Here is an 18127-nt window from a genome sequence, read left to right on the forward strand (position 1 = left end):
AGTCATCGCCCTTTTCGTGGACGTCCGCGAACGCGCCTGACGAGGTGCGATCGTTGTTTCGTGCAGCGACGACGCGTCGCAGCTTCGAATTCGAGGAGCATTCGTTTGACATTCGCTTAATCTTCGTTTTAAGTGTACTCACTTTCGCAATCGCTCAGTATTTTTGCGGTGCGGCATTTCTGGCTCGGAGGGGGAACGTGGGCCGTCAGATTCACGATATTTTTGTTATCGGTGGCGGCATCAACGGCTGCGGAATCGCGCGTGACGCCGTCGGTCGCGGTTATTCCGTTGCACTGGCCGAGATGAACGATTTTGCCTCCGGTACGTCTTCCGGCGCGACCAAGCTCATTCACGGCGGTTTGCGTTATCTGGAGCACTACGAGTTTCGTTTGGTGCGCGAATCGTTGATGGAGCGTGAAATTCTCTGGGCGATGGCGCCGCATATCATCTGGCCGATGCGTTTCGTCCTGCCCTATCACAAGGGCGGTATTCGCCCGGCATGGCTGATCCGCCTCGGGCTTTTTCTCTACGATTACCTTGGTGGCCGCAAGCTTCTGCCGCCGACTGCCGTGCTCGATATGCGCCGGGACAAGGCTGCACAGCCCTTGAAGGCGCTGTTCACGAAGGCCTTCGAATACTCTGACGGCTGGGTGGACGACGCTCGCATGGTCGTGCTCAACGCACGCGACGCGGCCGATCGCGGGGCTCAGATCATGCCGAGGACGAAAGTGGTCTCCGCCCATCGCGAGGACGGGCTTTGGTCAATCGAGACGGTCGATGCGGGAACCGGGCAGGTTCAGACCTTTCAGGCTCGCATGCTGGTCAACGCCGCAGGTCCCTGGGTCGATCACGTCATTCGCGCGGCATTCGGACAGAACGAGGCGCATCACGTCCGGCTCGTCCAGGGCAGCCATATCGTCGTGAAGAAGAAGTTCGACGATCCGCGGGCCTACTTCTTTCAGAATCCGGACAATCGGATCATTTTCGCCATCCCCTATGAGCAGGATTTCACACTCATCGGCACGACGGATCGCGACTACACCGCCGATCCGAAGGACGTGAAGATCTCCGACGAGGAGACGACCTATCTGTGCAATGCGGCAAGCGAATACTTCAAGGAACCGGTGCGGCCGGATGATATCGTCTGGACCTATTCGGCCGTGCGGCCGCTTTTCGACGACGGCGCGTCGAAGGCGCAGGAAGCGACCCGCGACTATGTACTGAAAGTGGAAGGCGAGGGCGGCACTGCCCCGCTTCTCAATGTCTTCGGCGGCAAATTGACGACCTACCGGCGGCTCTCCGAGCACGCGCTGGAAAAGATCGGGGGTGCCATCGGCGAGAAAGGCGCGCCCTGGACGGCGACAAGCCATCTGCCGGGCGGCGATTTTGCTGCACGGGGATATGAAGCTGAAGTCGGCAAGCTGAAGGGTAGCTACCCCTTCCTCGGAGATGCGCACGCGCGCCGGCTGGTTCGACGCTACGGTACAAAGGCTGCGGTTCTGCTGGGGCAGGCACGCAGCGTGGAAGACCTCGGGCGCTGTTTCGGCAGCGATCTTTACGAGGCAGAGGTTCGCTATCTGATCAATCACGAATGGGCCAGGCGCGCAGAAGACGTGCTCTGGCGGAGAACGAAGGACGGCCTGCGTCTGACGAAGGAACAGGCCGCGCTATTGGAGGAGTACATGGCTGCGCTACCGGCACAGATGGCCGGGTAAGAGTGCGCCATGTCGTCCCCGCTGTTGAGGAGGCACGGGAACAGGAATGCTTGAATTGCGGAACGCCGCAAAGATGGTGGGCGGGGAGTATCACATCCACGCGACCAATCTTGCTTTTGAACGAGGCACGCTGAATGTGCTGCTGGGGCCGACGCTCTCCGGCAAGACGTCGCTGATGCGATTGATGGCCGGACTCGACCGCCCGACAAGCGGTTCCGTCCATTTCGACGGCGTCGATGTCACTGGCGTGCCGGTGCAGAAGCGCAACGTGGCGATGGTGTACCAGCAATTTATCAATTATCCGGCCTTTTCGGTCTACGAGAACATTGCTTCGCCGATGCGGATTGCCGGCAAGGATGCCGCGACAATCGATCAGGAGGTCCGAAAAGCCGCAGAGCTGATGCGGCTGACGCCTTATCTCGACCGCACGCCGCTTAATTTGTCGGGTGGCCAGCAACAGCGCACCGCGCTTGCCCGCGCGCTGGTGAAGAATGCAAGCCTGGTGCTCATGGATGAGCCATTGGCGAACCTCGACTACAAACTGCGTGAGGAATTGCGTGCGGAACTGCCGAAGATATTCGCGCAATCCGGTGCCATTTTCGTCTATGCAACCACCGAGCCATCCGAGGCGCTACTGCTTGGGGGCAATACGGCGACGCTATCAGAGGGGCGCGTGACGCAATTCGGGTCGACGATCAGCGTCTATCGCAACCCTTTCGATCTTATCACGGCGAAGACCTTTGCCGATCCGCCTCTCAACTTCATTGACGTGGTGAAAACCGGCGGAAGCCTGCAGCGGCAAGGTGCCGATCTACTCTCGGTGCCCAGCCATCTCGCCGGCATGGCAGACGGGCCTGTGACCGTGGCATTTCACCCCCATCACCTTGCGCTTTCGGCGCAGACACCAAACGCGGCGAGGCTGCGGGCGCGCACGCAGATCTCGGAGATCACCGGTTCGGAAAGCTTCGTGCACCTGGACTACGACGGAGTGCGCTGGGTCATGCTTGCTCACGGTATTCACGACATCGATCCGGATACGGAGGTCGAGGTATTTCTCGACACCCGTCATCTGATGGCTTTTGACACCGACGGCCGCGCGATCGCGACCGGCAATCAAGCGTAAGGGGCGGGGACATGGCACGCATCACGCTCGACCACATCCGCCACGCCTACGGTCCGAACCCAGCATCGGAGAAAGACTACGCGCTTCGCGAAGTCGACCACGAATGGCGCGACGGCGGCGCTTACGCACTGCTCGGACCGTCCGGCTGCGGAAAGACGACGCTGCTCAACATCATCTCCGGTCTGCTGCAACCGTCGCATGGCCGCATCCTGTTCGACGGCAACGATGTGACGAATCTTTCGACGCAGGCGCGCAACATCGCTCAGGTTTTCCAGTTTCCCGTGATCTACGACACGATGACTGTGTACGACAATCTGGCCTTTCCGCTTCGCAACCGCGGGGTCGCCGAGCCTGAGGTCGATCGTCGCGTTCGCGAAATCCTCGAGATGATCGATCTCGCGGGGATGGCGAAGCGCAAGGCCCAGGGCCTGACCGCCGACCAGAAGCAGAAGATTTCGCTCGGACGCGGACTGGTGCGCAACGACGTCAACGCCATCCTGTTCGATGAACCGTTGACCGTCATCGACCCGCACATGAAGTGGGTTTTGCGCTCGCAGTTGAAGCGCCTTCACAAGCAGTTCGGTTTCACCATGGTCTATGTCACGCACGACCAGACCGAGGCACTGACGTTCGCCGACAAGGTCGTCGTGATGTACGAGGGCGAGATCGTGCAGATCGGTACGCCGGCCGAGCTCTTCGAGCGGCCGAGCCACACGTTCGTCGGTTACTTCATCGGCTCTCCGGGCATGAACGTCATTCCTGCGACGTTGGCCGGCAATGTCGTGACGATCGGCAGCGAGACGCTGTCGCTCGATTATGCGCCGAAGGTCGCAGCGGGTGCGAAGACGGAACTCGGCATCCGTCCGGAATTTATCCGGATCGGACGTGAGGGGATGCCGGTCGCGATCAACCGGGTTGAGGACATCGGCCGGCAGAAGATCGTTCGTGCAAGCTTTGCCGGACAGCCACTCGCCATCGTCGTGACGGAAGACGCGGAAATCCCCGCTGACGCTCGCGTCACCTTCGATCCCGCAGCCATCAATATCTACGCCAATTCCTGGCGCGTCGGCAGGGAGGCCTGAGCCATGCAAAAGACCTGGAACAACAAAGCCTGGTTTCTGGTATTGCCGGTGCTGCTGCTCGTCGCCTTCTCCGCAGTCATTCCGCTGATGACCGTCGTCAACTACTCGGTGCAGGATACGTTCGGAAACAACGAATTCTTTTGGGCCGGTACGGACTGGTTCGTACAGACGCTGCATTCCGATCGGTTCTGGGCGGCACTTCAGCGCAACCTCGCTTTCTCGCTGATTATCCTGGCGCTCGAAATTCCGCTGGGCATCTTCATCGCTCTCAATATGCCGAAGAAGGGGCTCGGCGTGCCTGTCTGCCTCGTCCTGATGGCACTGCCGCTGCTCATTCCGTGGAATGTTGTCGGTACGATCTGGCAGGTCTTCGGGCGCGTCGACATCGGCCTGCTCGGGCATACGCTCGAGGCGATCGGCCTCGACTACAATTATGTCCGTGACCCGGTCGACGCCTGGATTACCGTGATCGTCATGGATGTCTGGCACTGGACGAGCCTTGTGGTGCTTCTTTGCTACGCCGGGCTGGTCTCGATCCCGGACGCCTATTACCAGGCAGCCAAGATCGATGGCGCCTCGCGCTGGTCCGTCTTCCGCTACATTCAATTGCCGAAGATGAAGCGCGTGCTGCTCATCGCCGTCCTGCTGCGCTTCATGGACAGCTTCATGATCTACACTGAACCCTTCGTCGTCACCGGCGGCGGCCCCGGCAACTCCACGACGTTCCTGTCGATCGATCTGGTCAAGATGGCGGTCGGCCAGTTCGATCTCGGTCCGGCTGCCGCGATGTCGATCATCTACTTCCTGATCATCCTGCTGCTCTCATGGATATTCTACACCGTGATGACCATCGGCGACGAGAACGCGTGAGAAAGGAGAGGACCATGGCTCAGACAATGAAATACAAGCCTGCGGGCAACTTCTCCTGGGTCGTTTCGACGATCTACATCATCTTCCTGCTGCTGCCGATCTACTGGCTGGTCAACATGAGCTTCAAGGAGAATGCCGAGATCACCGGCACCTTCTCGCTCTGGCCACTCAACCCGACGCTTCGGAACTACACTGTCATCTTCACCGATCCGTCCTGGTACAACGGCTATATAAATTCGATCACCTATGTCGTCATGAACACGGTGATTTCGGTGCTGGCGGCGCTGCCTGCGGCCTATGCCTTCTCGCGGTACCGTTTTCTCGGCGACAAGCATCTGTTCTTCTGGCTGCTGACGAACCGGATGGCTCCGCCCGCCGTCTTCGCGCTGCCATTCTTCCAGCTCTACTCGGCATTTGGCCTGATCGATACGCACATTGCGGTTGCGCTTGCCCACTGCCTGTTCAACGTGCCGCTGGCGGTCTGGATCCTGGAAGGTTTCATGTCCGGCGTGCCCAAGGAGATCGACGAGACTGCCTATATCGACGGCTACTCGTTCCCGCGCTTCTTCGTCAGGATCTTCATACCGCTTGTGGCATCGGGCGTCGGCGTCGCAGCCTTCTTCTGCTTCATGTTCTCATGGGTCGAACTGCTGCTCGCCAGGACGCTGACGACGACCGCCGCAAAGCCGATCTCGGCGATCATGACGCGCACGGTTTCCGCCTCGGGCATGGACTGGGGTGTGCTGGCGGCGGCCGGCGTCCTGACCATCATTCCCGGTGCGCTCGTCATTTATTTCGTGCGCAACTACATCGCCAAGGGCTTCGCGCTCGGTCGCGTCTGACAAGGGAGGACCACTCATGAACTTTTCCTGGATGGCGTGGACGCTGCCCACCGCATTGTTTTTCCTGACGATCCTCATGCTGCTGATCGGCATGAGCATCTGGGAATATTTGGCGCCGGGAGGCTCTCCGCGTGTGGGTGTTCTCAGGTTCGAAACCACGCGCGGAGACCGGCTTTTCATATCGCTGCTCGGTGCAGCGTTCATCCATCTCGCATGGCTGGGCCTTGTCGGGCCCAACCTGTGGTGGGCTCTTGCCCTTGCCGTAGTCTACGCCGTCGGCGTGTTCCGCTACGTCTGAGGGCAGGAAGATACAGATGGCCGGGGGTACTGGCCGCCTGACGTGAAGACTGCAATCGCAAACCCTGGGAGGATATTATGCGAAGGCATTTACTAGCGACAACAGCAGGCATCTTGCTGGCCATGGCGGGCTCCGCCTATGCCGGCATGGACGAAGCGAAAACATTTCTGGACAAGGAAGTCGGCGATCTCTCGACGCTCTCCCGTGCTGACCAGGAAAAGGAGATGCAATGGTTCATCGATGCGGGCAAGCCATTTGCCGGCATGGATATCAAGGTCGTCTCCGAAACGCTGACCACTCATGAATATGAATCGAAGGTTCTGGCACCCGCCTTCACGGCGATCACCGGCATCAAGATCACCCATGACCTGATCGGCGAAGGCGACGTCGTCGAAAAGCTGCAGACGCAGATGCAGTCCGGCGAGAACATCTACGACGCCTACGTCAACGACAGCGACCTGATCGGCACCCATTGGCGCTACCAGCAGGCCCGCTCGCTGACCGACTGGATGGCGAACGAAGGCAAGGACGTTACCAATCCGGGCCTGGATATAAACGACTTCATCGGCACGAAGTTCACGACTGCACCTGACAAGAAGCTCTACCAGCTTCCCGACCAGCAGTTCGCGAACCTCTACTGGTTCCGTTACGACTGGTTCAACGACGCGAAGAACAAGGCCGACTTCAAGGCGAAGTACGGCTACGATCTCGGCGTTCCGGTCAACTGGTCCGCGTACGAGGACATCGCCGAATTCTTCACGGGCCGCGAAATCGACGGCAAGAAGGTCTTCGGCCATATGGACTACGGCAAGAAGGACCCGTCGCTCGGCTGGCGCTTCACCGATGCCTGGCTCTCGATGGCCGGCAACGGCGACAAGGGGCTTCCGAACGGCCTTCCAGTCGACGAGTGGGGCATCAAGGTGGATGAGAACTCCCGTCCCGTCGGCTCGTGCGTAGCGCGCGGCGGCGACACCAACGGCCCGGCGTCGGTCTATTCGATCCAGAAGTATCTCGATTGGATCAAGGCTTACGCTCCGCCGGAAGCAGGCGGCATGACCTTCTCGGAATCCGGTCCGGTTCCGGCGCAGGGCAATATCGCCCAGCAGATCTTCTGGTACACGGCCTTCACGGCCGATGCCGTGAAGCAGGGGCTGCCGGTCGTCAACGAGGACGGCACGCCGAAGTGGCGCATGGCACCCAGCCCGCACGGCGTCTACTGGAAGGACGGCATGAAGCTCGGCTATCAGGACGTCGGTTCCTGGACGCTGATGAAGTCGACGCCGGACGATCGCGCCAAGGCCGCATGGCTCTACGCGCAGTTCGTGACCTCGAAGACGGTGGATGTGAAGAAGAGCCACGTCGGCCTCACCTTCATCCGCGAGTCCACCATTCGCGACAAGAGCTTTACGGAGCGCGCTCCGAAGCTCGGCGGCCTGATCGAGTTCTATCGTTCGCCCGCCCGCGTCCAGTGGTCGCCGACCGGTACCAATGTTCCTGACTATCCGAAGCTCGCTCAGCTTTGGTGGCAGGCAATCGGCGATGCTTCGTCCGGCGCAAAAACGCCGCAGGAAGCCATGGACTCGCTTTGCGCGGAACAGGAAAAGGTCCTGCAGCGCCTCGAACGCGCCAAGGTCCAGGGCGACATCGGGCCCAAGCTCGCCGAAGAGCACGATCTCGAATACTGGAACAAGGACGCTGTCGCAAAGGGCAACCTTGCTCCGCAGCTGAAGATCGAGAACGAGAAAGAAAAGCCTGTTACCGTCAACTACGACGAACTGGTCAAGAGCTGGCAGTCGAACTGATCGGCTGCGTTGGCCGGGGCAATCGCCCCGGCCAATAGCGACGCCGGCGGCGCACAATGCGTCCGCCGGTCCCACACCAAATTTCAGATGCACATCGCACGACCTGCCGCTTCGACGGCCGGCGGGGTATGCTTTTGCAGTCGAGGCAGGAAATGAGCGGCTATATTCTCGCAATCGATCAGGGCACGACCTCCTCGCGCGCGATCGTCTTCGATGCCGGGATGGGCATGGTCGCTTCGGCGCAAGAAGAAATCAAACAGTACTATCCTCAGCCGGGTTGGGTCGAGCATGATCCCCGCGAGATCTGGGAGAGCGTCGTTGGCACGGCGCGGCAGGCAATAGCCCGTGCCGGGATAGCACCGGCCGCAATCGCTGCGATCGGCATTACCAATCAGCGCGAAACGACTGTCGTCTGGGATCGCAAATCGGGTCAGGCGTTGCACAACGCGATCGTCTGGCAGGACCGGCGCACAGCGGAAATCTGCGATAGCCTCAAAGCCGACGGCTATGAGAAACTGTTCCGAGCGAAGACAGGGCTTTTGCTCGATCCCTATTTCTCAGGAACGAAACTGCGCTGGCTGCTCGACAACATCGGTGGCTTGCGGCAGAGCGCCGAGGCCGGTGACGTGTGCTTCGGCACGATCGACAGCTGGCTGATCTTCAACCTGACCGGCGGCCGGGTTCACGCCGCCGATGCCACCAATGCATGCCGAACCATGCTCTACAACATCGCGGACGGCGAGTGGGACGACGAGCTTCTCGGTGTCCTGCGGATACCTGCGTCAGTCCTCCCGGCGATCAAGGATTGTTCCGACGATTTCGGAACAACAGAGGCTGGAATATTTGGTGCGGCAATTCCGATCCTTGGCGTTGCCGGGGACCAGCAGGCCGCGACCATCGGCAACGCCTGCTTCGACCCGGGCATGATAAAGTCGACATACGGAACGGGCTGTTTCGCCTTGCTGAATACCGGCCGCGATCGGGTCATGTCGTCCAACCGCATGCTGACGACCGTCGCCTACCGGCTGGAGGGCGAGACCACATACGCTCTGGAAGGATCGATCTTCATAGCCGGTGCAGCTGTACAATGGCTGCGCGACGGGCTCGGCATCATTTCGCAGGCATCCGAAAGCGGCGCGCTGGCGCTGAAGGCCGATTCCGGTCAGCAGGTCTACGTCGTGCCCGCCTTTACCGGTCTCGGGGCACCCTACTGGGATCCCGAAGCACGGGGCGCGATCTTTGGCCTGACAAGGAACAGCGGCCCGGCGGAATTGGCGCATGCGGTCCTCGAGTCCGTCGCCTACCAGACGCTGGACCTTCTCGTTGCGATGAGGAAGGACTGGGGCGACCACCATATTGAAACGGTTCTGCGCGTCGACGGCGGCATGGCGGCTTCCGATTGGACCATGCAACGCCTCGCAGACATCGTCGCCAATCCCGTCGACCGGTCCGCCGTCCCCGAGACGACGGCGCTCGGTGCCGCCTGGCTGGCGGGATCGAAGGCGGGTGTGTGGCCGGGGCGGCGTCAGTTTGCAGAAGCATGGAATTGCAACCGACGTTTTCTCCCGTCGATGCCTGACGAGGTGCGCCAGAGCAAGATCGCTGGCTGGCGCAACGCGGTGTCGCGCACATTGTCCGGAGCGCAGTTCGGCAGCCAGATTTCCTGACATTCGCGCGACCGGATATCGACCGTTGTCGTTCACGGCGCAGTCTGGCGTCCCCCCCGGGAGATGCCGAAAGCAAAAGTTCGGCTTGACCGGCGCAGGACGATTGGCGATTGCATATGACCACAGCGGCATGCGGTTGCTTCAATCGGGCCTCTGACGGAGGAGATGAAAATGACGTCGAGCAACCTGTTCGTATCGGCCGAGGGCGCGAATTGGACAAATCCGGAGCCGGGTGTCACCCGCCGCATCATGGCCTATCTGCCCGAAATGATGATGGTCGAGGTCGTTTTCGAGAAGGATGCCGTGGGGGCAGCGCATTCGCATCCCCATATCCAGGCGAGCTATGTCGCGGAAGGCAGGTTCGCGGTTACCATCGATGGCAAGACCGAAATATTGGTCGAAGGCGGAAGCTTCATCGTCCCTTCCAACCTTGTGCATGGCGTCAAGGCGCTGGAAAATGGACGGTTGATCGATACCTTCACGCCACATCGCGCAGAATTCCTTGGCTGAAATCTTGCGCATGAGCGACCGGAAACAGGCCTCCTGCCGGGTCGACGCGGACAAAGCCCAACGACAGGAAACGGTGCATGTTTCTGACTGACGAAGAGATTATCGATATCAAGCGGTTTCGGCGCGAGCTTCATCAGAAACCAGAAATATCCGGGGAGGAGGCTGAAACGGCACTCCGCGTCCAGCAGGCACTGCTGGTCACGTTCCCGGACCGGATCGAGTCGAACCTGGGCGGCCATGGACTTGCGGCAGTCTACGACGTCGGGGCCGACGGACCGACTGTCATGATCCGCGCCGAGCTGGATGGGCTTCCGATCGAGGAAATCTCCGATGTCGCGCATCGATCGACTGTTGCGGGCAAAGGTCACCTTTGCGGGCATGACGGGCACATGGCGATCCTGATGGCACTGGCCAAGGGGCTTGGCCGCAAACGGCCGGCGAGAGGACGGGTGGTGCTGATGTTTCAGCCGGCGGAGGAAAACGGCGCCGGCGCGGCCGCTGTCCTGGCTGATCCGAAGTTCGCCGCGCTGAAGCCTGATCTGGCGTTGTCGCTCCATAATTTTCCCGGCGTCAGGCTTGGTCACGCGCTTTTGCGGGACGGGCCGGTGAACTGCGCCTCGCGCGGCATGAAAATCATCCTCAAGGGCAAGACATCGCATGCCTCCTATCCGGAGGACGGCATAGCGCCGACGTTTGCTATGGCAAATCTGCTCGGCGGACTGACGGCCCTTGGCAACAACGCAGCTCTCGGACCCGACTATACGCTGGTTACCGTCACGCATGCACGCCTGGGCGAGCCAGCTTTCGGGATCAGCCCGGGCCAAGCGGAAATCTGGGCAACGCTGCGGACGTTGACGGATGAGAGGATGACCGCGCTCGTGCACGCCGCCGAAGCTCTTGCGTGCCACCAGGCACAGGCGGCAGGGCTGCAGTTGAAGATTTCCTACGAGGATGTTTTCCGGCAGTGCTTCAATTCGGCAGAGGCGGTCGATGTCCTGCGTCGCGCATTGGACGAGGAAGGCATAACCGTCGAGAGGGCAAGCGAACTCCTGCCGATGAAGGCATCGGAAGATTTCGGACTGTTTCGAACGGTGGCGCCGTCGGCGATGTTTTTCCTTGGGGCAGGCGAAGATCATCCTCGGCTGCACAATCCGGACTACGACTTCCCGGACCAGCTGATTTCCCTCGGCTCGCGTGTCTTCATGCGCGCGATCCGCAATGTTCTCGGGTGAGTGGACACAGCGACCGTGCATCTCGTGCTGCCGTTGGCGACGTTCGCACGGGCGCGTCGATATTGCGCGTGCAGCGCGTTTTTTCTCTTTCCCACGCGGGGCGATCGGCATATCTACGAGCGGTACGGATCGGATATAGCGTAGGCCGTTTTCATCGATCCGTCTGCGTGCATTCTTTGCATTTCACATCGGCAGATTGATGACAGCGATAGATACCACCGGGAAGAGTGGCGACGAACAAAGCGCGCGCCGGGCAAAGATCGTGGCATTGGTCGTTGCCGTCTCCTTCTTCATGCAGATCCTCGATGGAACGATCGTCACCACGTCGCTGCCGCAGATGGCGGCAAGTTTCGGTGTCCAGCCGGTATCGATGAGCATCGGCATTACTGTTTACATGCTGACCATGGCGGCCTTCATTCCGCTCGCCGGCTGGCTCGGCGACCGTTATGGCGCAAGGCGCGTCTTCATGACGTCGATCGCGGTTTTCACGCTTGCCTCGCTGTTCTGTGGGCTTTCCAACGGACTGGTGGAATTCGTCGTTGCGCGCGCCATCCAGGGTGCGGGTAGTGCACTGATGACGCCTGTCGGCCGGATCATCGTTCTGAAGAATGCCCGCAAGTCCGAACTCGTCCAGGCAATCGCACTGATTACCTGGCCGGCACTGACGGCGCCGGTCATCGGTCCCCTGCTTGGGAGCTTCATCACGACCTATGCCAGCTGGCACTGGAACTTTCTGATCAACCTGCCGATCGGGGCTATCGGCATGGCGCTGGTCTGGCGCTTCGTGCCGGAGCAGCGCGAGGAGGATGCCGGCAGGCTGGATATTCGCGGATTCGTTCTCAGCGGCGCAGGTCTCACCCTCCTGCTTGCGGCACTCGAGCTGTCGGTCAAATGGCATGGTGGCTTCCTGCCTGTCCTCGCCATGCTTGCAGCGGGCATGGTGCTGTCTTTCATGGCAACGCGGCATTTTCTGCGCATCGACAATCCGCTCCTCGATCTATCCGCCTTCAAGGTGCAAACCTATGCCATCGCGACGCTGTCGGCCGGCACGGCCAGCCGGGTGGCGATCAATGCAACACCGTTCCTGCTGCCGCTGCTCTTTCAGCTTGGCTTTGGCCTGAGTTCGATCGAGGCAGGTGCCTATCTGCTCGTCTATTTTCTTGGCAATCTCGGCATGAAGGCGGTGACGACACCCTTGCTTGCCCGGCTCGGCTTCCGCACCGTTCTTTGTTTCAACGGTCTGATCGCAGCGCTTTCCATCGCCGCCTGCGGGTTTCTTTCTCCGGAGACACCGCGTGCCGTCATCTATGCGCTGCTCCTGACCGCCGGTCTTTCCCGCTCTATGGAGTTCACGGCACTCAATACGCTGGCCTTTGCCGACATCAATCCGGCGCAGCGCAGTTCCGCTTCGACCTTGTCCAGCATGCTGCAACAGGTTTCCATGCTGCTCGGCGTCGCGATCGCCGCCGCCGTGCTCAACATTTCAGTCGCGTTTCGCGGCCTGGACAATCCGGGGCTGGCGGATTTCCGCTGGGCGTTCCTGATCATCGGGGCAATCGGGATCGTGTCATCGTTGCGGTTCCTGCAACTGGCACGGGATGCGGGCGCCGAGGTTTCGGGACACCGCTTGCGTTAGTAGATTTGACCGGCCAGAACGCAGGTTTTCGCCCTGGCGCGCAGCGTCCGAACCCGATTTCAGCATCGCCATGCAGCGGTCAGCGTGCTATCGACGGTTGCCAAACGCGAACGGAACGGCTCGAGTTCTGGCGCTTCGCCTTTCTGTCGCCTTTCTTTCCTATGAAAAGCAGGCCTCCAACCTGATATGGCAAACCCAAGCGGGGACACCTTGCGGCTGACACCTATTCTGCTTCGAACTTTTCTGTTCCTCTCGCTGGCCGCAGCCGGCGGGAGCCTTGTTTATGCGCAGACGCCGCAGCCGCAACCGGTTCAAGTCCAACCGCAGCAGCAATCCGCGGAGCCGGCGGCGCTTGCCACGACGGCTGTCGAACAGGCAGCGAAGGACGTCGAGAAGGCCAAAATTGCGCTCGCGTCCCTGCAGGATGGCGTAAAACAGAATAGCGAAGACGACGATGCGCTCGTAGCGCTGAATGGCAAGGTCGACCAGTTGGGCCGGACCGTCACAGGTATTTCCAGCGGATTTGGTCCGCGCCTGGATCAGATCAAGGCGCGCCTTGCGGAATTGGGCGATCCACCGAAGGAAGGGCAGCCGGCCGAGGCGGAAATCGTCGCCAGCGAGCGGAATGCGCTGACAGCCGAACGCGCGCAGATCAACGCCGTAAAGGGCGATGCAGAAAGCCTGTCGGCGGCGATCGGAAAGCTCGGCAACCAGATTGCCGAGATCCGCCGTCAGCTCTTTGCAGCGACCCTGCTGCGCCGGACGGACATTTCGGGTTCCGTTCTAAGTGACGCCGCAACCGCATTCGTCCAGGAGGCCGGCGCTTTCTGGCAGGCATTGGCAAGCTGGTTGGGTTTCGTCCTGAAATTCAAGGCGCTGGCATTCTTCGCGGCGATCCTGATGTCGCTGGCGACGGCGCTGATTTTGCTGTCCGGCAGTTACCGGCTGTTTGGGCACTACCTTCAACGCAAGGAAACAGTGGAGCAGCCTTCCTATATCAGCCGGCTTTCGATTGCCTTCTGGTCGACGCTGATCAGGACGCTTTCGCTCGCTGCCCTGCTCGTCTCGTCTTATTTCTTCCTCAACAGTTTCAATGTTCTGAGGCCGGATATTGCGCCTGTTGTCGCAGCGCTTTTTGGGGCGATCGGGCTGGTCTACTTCGTCCGGCGATTCAGCAACGCAGTGTTTGCGCCGAAAGAACCGCACTGGCGGCTGGTCAAGCTGTCCAACCGCGGCGCCAGTTCCATCGGCGCCTGCCTGCTGGCAATGGCTATCGTACATGCCCTCGACTTTTTCTTCGGCAGTATCGGCGAAGCCATGGGCTCGCCGCTGGTCCTCACCGTTGTCAGAAGTCTGATCGCGGCGCTGATCATCGGCCTGATCCTGATCGCTGCATCGTTCGGCAGGCCGATGCTTGCCAGGGACGGCGATCCTGACTCCCCCGGACGGCACTGGCCGCGGGGCATGGCGATCATTCTTCGCGTGCTTGGCGCGGGGCTCATCGTCTCGGCATTGACCGGCTATGTCGGTCTGGCACGGTTCGTCGCCTCCCAGTTGATCGTTACGGGCGCCATTGGCGTCACGACCTACATCGGCCTCTTATCCGGCAAGGCGATATCGCGCAACGAAACCTTCGGCGATACCGCTCCGGGACGGTTTATTGCGCGGCGTTTCAAGCTCGGCCCGGTTGCCATCGATCAGGTCGGGCTGCTGGTGGGCTTCTGCATCTATGGCGTCGCCTTGGCGGTGGGCATTCCGCTGATCCTGCTGCTTTGGGGCTTTCACGTGCAGGATCTGCAGCTGCTTGCCTACCGGCTCTTCACAGAGGTCAGGTTCGGCGGGATCAACATTTCGCTCGTTGGGATCTTCACCGGCATCCTGCTGTTTGCGGGCGGCTATCTCCTGACGCGCTGGATCCAGCGGTGGCTCGACAGCAACATCATGGCGCGCAGCCACGTCGATCTCGGCGTACGCAATTCGGTGAAGACAGGCATCGGCTACCTCGGCGTCGGCATTGCGGCGCTGATCGGCATTTCGTCAGCGGGCATCGATCTCTCCAACTTCGCGCTCGTTGCATCTGCGCTATCGGTCGGTATCGGTTTCGGCCTGCAGAACATCGTGTCGAACTTTGTATCAGGCCTGATTTTGCTCGTCGAACGGCCGTTCAAGGTCGGAGATCATGTCGTTTCCGGCACGGCGGAAGGCATTGTCAAGCGGATCTCGGTGCGGGCCACGGAGATCGAGACTTTCCGTAAGCAGTCAATCATCGTTCCCAACTCGGAACTCATCAATGCTTCCGTAGGGAACTGGACACACCGAAACAAGATGGGCCGCTCGGAGATACCAGTCTCCGTGAGCTACAATGCAGACCCGCAGAAGGTGATGGACATTTTGCTGGAGCTGGTGAATGCAGTGCCTCTTGTACTGCGCAATCCCGAGCCGCATGTCGAGTTCGTGCGTTTTGGCCCCTATTCGCTCGATTTCGAGCTGCGCTTCATGCTCGGCGATATGGGCGACGGCATGAAGATCAGGAATGAGCTGCGCATTGCCATCCTCAAGCGCTTCAGGGCCGAGGGCATCGAAATTCCGCTTCCGCAAAGCGACGTCGTATTCCATCGTCCGCTCGATCCGATTACGGCTGCCGCTGCGGAGACCAAGGCTGCTGCAAACGCCGACGACACTGCCGATGCCGGCGAAGCGGATGAACCGGCGGAGGACGACGGCAGGGTGCGCCGGTTGCGGAGCAAGGCCGGCGACGGCGGCCGAGACCGGCAGGGATAGTTCCTGGTCGGCGCGTGTGAGAGCGTGACGCGGAGTTTATCACATAGTATTTTAAGCATGTTTTGAACAAAGTCGGAGCGACCCCCGTGGCCGCTTTTTTGTTGGGCTGCCGCGAACATCGATTAATACTTATTCAAACCGCTTAATGTACCGATTTGAACCAGGGACATTGATTTCTTCAGAAGGTTTGGAAATGGCGTTTTTGGGTATTTCGGGGATGCAGTATTCCGGCGGCATGTTTGCAGATGCACGTATTGTCCTGGCGGAAGACTCCAACGTTTTCACTTCGATGATCGGGAGCCGGCTGAAGGAACTCTTCGACATCGATGTCGAGATCTGCCGAAACTTCGAGGAGCTGCAGCTCTGCTACGACAAATCCACGGATCCGATCACGCTTGCCATTTCGAACATCAACCTTCCTGGCGCGGAGAACGGCGAGGCGCTGGAGTATCTGGTCGACCTCAGTATTCCGACGATCGTCTTCACCGGCACCTTTCAGGCCGGCATGCGCGACAAGCTGATGGCCAAGGACATCGTTGACTACATCCTGAAGGACAACGTTTTCGCCGTCGACCTGCTGGCGGAATCGATCTGCCGGTTCCTGACCAACCACCGTCACCATGTGCTCATCGTCGATGACAGCCCAACCGCGCGTGCTCTGCTGTCCAGCCGCCTGAAGCGCTACAACTTCCGTGTCAGCACTGCCGAGAGCGGCTTGAAGGCGCTGGAGATCCTGAAGGCCAATCGCGACATCGGGTTGATGGTTACCGACTACAATATGCCTGACATCGATGGATTCGAGCTGACGCGGCGTATCCGGGCCAGCATCGGCTCGCACGAACTGCGGATCATTGGCGTATCGTCGTCTTCCAATCGGCTGCTGTCCGCGCGGTTCCTCAAGGCCGGCGGCAACGACTTCATGCTGCGGCCGTTCATCGACGAGGAGTTCTATTGCCGCGTCAACCAGAACCTGGATACGCTGTTGCAGATAAAGTCGATGCACACCCAGCAGGCCGTCGCCTGATACGCCCACGAGGCGTGACAGATGTTCGCGTGCGCCGGTGTGCAGGACTTGTAGCGGATGGGTGCCAGTATCAAACCGGCATGTGAGGGTTCGATTTCTGCAATTTGCAGTGTTGCTGCCGGTTGCCGTCTTCACGTCGAGCGAGCCGTCAGATATCCTCCATGCCGCCGGCAATTCGATTCGAGTTCCGGCACTCAGCGGGGCGGGGCTGGATGGCTTTTCAGGGAGAAAACAACCGATGGGGCGCGGGGCCGCGTTTTGGCGGCCAGACGATACTTTTGGTTGAAGATTCTCGGATGTTTTCGGCCGTGCTCTCGCATCGATTCCACGCCGAGCTCGGCCTGAACACCAAGACGTGCGCGTCGCTGAAGAGCCTCCGCGAAGTGCTCGCGCAGGACGGTGAAGCCTACACCATTGCTATCGTCGATCTCACCTTGCCGGACTCGCCCTACGGCGAGGCGCTTGATTGTACGATGGAAAATGGCATACCGGCCATCGTATTTACCGCGACGTTCGACATAGCGACACGCAATCGGATCATGGAGCGCAGTGTCGTCGACTATGTGCTGAAGGACAGCGAGTTCGCGCTCGACACTCTGGTGGCGGCGGTTCGGCGCGCGATGACGAACAGGAAGACGCGTGTGCTCGTGGTCGATGACGTCGCTTCGGCGCGACAACTGCTTGTGGAACTTCTCAAGGCGCAGCAATATATGGTCGTCGAGGCAAGCAGCGGCGAGGAGGCCTTGTCGGCGCTGCAGACCTATGGCGACATCGAATTGGTGGTGACCGATCACCACATGCCCGACATGAGCGGATACGAGCTGACGAGGCGGATACGGAAGCGCTTCGGCTCCGACAGGTTGAGGATCATCGGAGTGTCGTCTTCGAGCGACCGGATGCTCTCTGCCAGTTTCCTCAAGGCCGGCGCCTCGGATTTTCTCTACCGGCCGTTTGGGGCGGAGGAGCTTCAATGTCGTATCGCCAACAATATCGAGACGCTGACGCAGCTGAAGCAACTGCGGGCAGCCGCTGCACGGGATTATTTGACGGGGCTCTACAACAGGCGTTATTTCTACGACCTTGGCCCCAAGCTTGTCACCGATTGCCTGCGGCAGAAGGCAGTCTGCTCCGTCGCCATATTGGATATCGATCACTTCAAGCGGCTCAACGACACTTACGGTCACGAAATCGGCGACACTGTGCTTAAGGCCGTCGCCGACCGGCTGGCGACCATTTTCGATGGTAGCGACAACCTGCTCTCCCGCCTCGGCGGCGAGGAATTCGCTATCCTGTTTCCGATGATGGACTCCATCGCGGCTACGAAATTGTGCGACGAGATACGTTCGGATATCTCCCGAATGACGGTAACGGCTGACGACGAGGATCTGTCGGTGACGATATCGATCGGCGTAGCCGAAATCTCGGCCCACGAGACGTTCGACAACTATCTGAACGCTGCCGACCAATTTCTCTATATGGCCAAGCACAAAGGCCGCAATCTCGTCTACTCCGACGCGAAGCTGACGGGCGAGGCGGCTCAGTAGC

At 60.1% G+C, this 18127-nt stretch carries 14 protein-coding genes; all 14 read left to right on the forward strand.

Going from position 1 to position 18127, the window contains the following annotated elements; all coding sequences use genetic code 11:
* The first annotated feature begins 197 nt into the window (after positions 1–197).
* The 14 genes from glpD to ASC97_RS10625 all read left to right on the forward strand — a co-directional run bounded on the left by glpD (position 198) and on the right by ASC97_RS10625 (position 18126).
* Positions 198–1715, forward strand: a complete 1518-nt coding sequence (gene glpD, locus ASC97_RS10560; RefSeq protein WP_057468317.1) for a glycerol-3-phosphate dehydrogenase — start codon at positions 198–200, stop codon at positions 1713–1715.
* Positions 1716–1761: 46 nt separating this feature from the next.
* Positions 1762–2838 (forward strand): ABC transporter ATP-binding protein, encoded by a 1077-nt coding sequence (locus tag ASC97_RS10565; RefSeq protein WP_057468318.1) that lies wholly within the window; start codon positions 1762–1764, stop codon positions 2836–2838.
* 11 nt (positions 2839–2849) lie between these two features.
* Positions 2850–3920 carry an ABC transporter ATP-binding protein gene (locus ASC97_RS10570; RefSeq protein WP_057468319.1) on the forward strand — a complete coding sequence of 357 codons (1071 nt, stop codon included), beginning with the start codon at positions 2850–2852 and terminating at the stop codon, positions 3918–3920.
* A gap of 3 nt (positions 3921–3923) precedes the next feature.
* On the forward strand, positions 3924–4790 hold the full coding sequence (locus ASC97_RS10575) for a carbohydrate ABC transporter permease (protein ID WP_057468320.1): 867 nt from the start codon (positions 3924–3926) through the stop codon (positions 4788–4790).
* A 14-nt stretch (positions 4791–4804) separates the two neighbouring features.
* Positions 4805–5632 carry a carbohydrate ABC transporter permease gene (locus ASC97_RS10580; protein WP_057468321.1) on the forward strand — a complete coding sequence of 276 codons (828 nt, stop codon included), beginning with the start codon at positions 4805–4807 and terminating at the stop codon, positions 5630–5632.
* 16 nt (positions 5633–5648) lie between these two features.
* Complete coding sequence (locus ASC97_RS10585; RefSeq protein ID WP_057468322.1) at positions 5649–5930, forward strand: DUF2160 domain-containing protein; 282 nt, start codon at positions 5649–5651, stop codon at positions 5928–5930.
* 77 nt (positions 5931–6007) lie between these two features.
* Positions 6008–7732 carry an ABC transporter substrate-binding protein gene (locus tag ASC97_RS10590; RefSeq protein ID WP_057468323.1) on the forward strand — a complete coding sequence of 575 codons (1725 nt, stop codon included), beginning with the start codon at positions 6008–6010 and terminating at the stop codon, positions 7730–7732.
* 152 nt (positions 7733–7884) lie between these two features.
* Positions 7885–9399: a glycerol kinase GlpK gene (gene glpK, locus ASC97_RS10595; RefSeq protein ID WP_057468324.1), complete on the forward strand. Its 1515-nt coding sequence runs from the start codon at positions 7885–7887 to the stop codon at positions 9397–9399.
* Positions 9400–9570: 171 nt separating this feature from the next.
* Complete coding sequence (locus ASC97_RS10600; RefSeq protein ID WP_057468325.1) at positions 9571–9909, forward strand: cupin domain-containing protein; 339 nt, start codon at positions 9571–9573, stop codon at positions 9907–9909.
* A gap of 77 nt (positions 9910–9986) precedes the next feature.
* Positions 9987–11141, forward strand: coding sequence for an amidohydrolase (locus tag ASC97_RS10605; protein WP_057468326.1), 1155 nt, complete (start codon positions 9987–9989; stop codon positions 11139–11141).
* A 199-nt stretch (positions 11142–11340) separates the two neighbouring features.
* Positions 11341–12777, forward strand: a complete 1437-nt coding sequence (locus ASC97_RS10610; RefSeq protein WP_057468327.1) for an MFS transporter — start codon at positions 11341–11343, stop codon at positions 12775–12777.
* 210 nt (positions 12778–12987) lie between these two features.
* Positions 12988–15558, forward strand: coding sequence for a mechanosensitive ion channel family protein (locus tag ASC97_RS10615; protein WP_057469309.1), 2571 nt, complete (start codon positions 12988–12990; stop codon positions 15556–15558).
* 193 nt (positions 15559–15751) lie between these two features.
* Positions 15752–16582 (forward strand): response regulator, encoded by an 831-nt coding sequence (locus tag ASC97_RS10620; RefSeq protein ID WP_057468328.1) that lies wholly within the window; start codon positions 15752–15754, stop codon positions 16580–16582.
* 212 nt (positions 16583–16794) lie between these two features.
* Positions 16795–18126: a GGDEF domain-containing response regulator gene (locus tag ASC97_RS10625; RefSeq protein ID WP_057468329.1), complete on the forward strand. Its 1332-nt coding sequence runs from the start codon at positions 16795–16797 to the stop codon at positions 18124–18126.
* Position 18127 lies beyond the last annotated feature (1 nt).

It is taken from the genome of Rhizobium sp. Root1203 (assembly GCF_001424945.1).
Taxonomy (GTDB): Bacteria; Pseudomonadota; Alphaproteobacteria; order Rhizobiales; family Rhizobiaceae; genus Rhizobium.

Coding starts and splice junctions, on each gene's coding strand:
- ASC97_RS10575 (WP_057468320.1), top strand. CDS start 3,924: ATGCAAAAGACCTGGAACAACAAAGCCTGGTTTCTGGTATTGCCGGTG.
- ASC97_RS10620 (WP_057468328.1), top strand. CDS start 15,752: ATGGCGTTTTTGGGTATTTCGGGGATGCAGTATTCCGGCGGCATGTTT.
- ASC97_RS10580 (WP_057468321.1), top strand. CDS start 4,805: ATGGCTCAGACAATGAAATACAAGCCTGCGGGCAACTTCTCCTGGGTC.
- ASC97_RS10590 (WP_057468323.1), top strand. CDS start 6,008: ATGCGAAGGCATTTACTAGCGACAACAGCAGGCATCTTGCTGGCCATG.
- ASC97_RS10600 (WP_057468325.1), top strand. CDS start 9,571: ATGACGTCGAGCAACCTGTTCGTATCGGCCGAGGGCGCGAATTGGACA.
- ASC97_RS10605 (WP_057468326.1), top strand. CDS start 9,987: ATGTTTCTGACTGACGAAGAGATTATCGATATCAAGCGGTTTCGGCGC.
- ASC97_RS10585 (WP_057468322.1), top strand. CDS start 5,649: ATGAACTTTTCCTGGATGGCGTGGACGCTGCCCACCGCATTGTTTTTC.
- glpK (WP_057468324.1), top strand. CDS start 7,885: ATGAGCGGCTATATTCTCGCAATCGATCAGGGCACGACCTCCTCGCGC.
- ASC97_RS10610 (WP_057468327.1), top strand. CDS start 11,341: ATGACAGCGATAGATACCACCGGGAAGAGTGGCGACGAACAAAGCGCG.
- ASC97_RS10565 (WP_057468318.1), top strand. CDS start 1,762: ATGCTTGAATTGCGGAACGCCGCAAAGATGGTGGGCGGGGAGTATCAC.
- ASC97_RS10625 (WP_057468329.1), top strand. CDS start 16,795: ATGGCTTTTCAGGGAGAAAACAACCGATGGGGCGCGGGGCCGCGTTTT.
- ASC97_RS10570 (WP_057468319.1), top strand. CDS start 2,850: ATGGCACGCATCACGCTCGACCACATCCGCCACGCCTACGGTCCGAAC.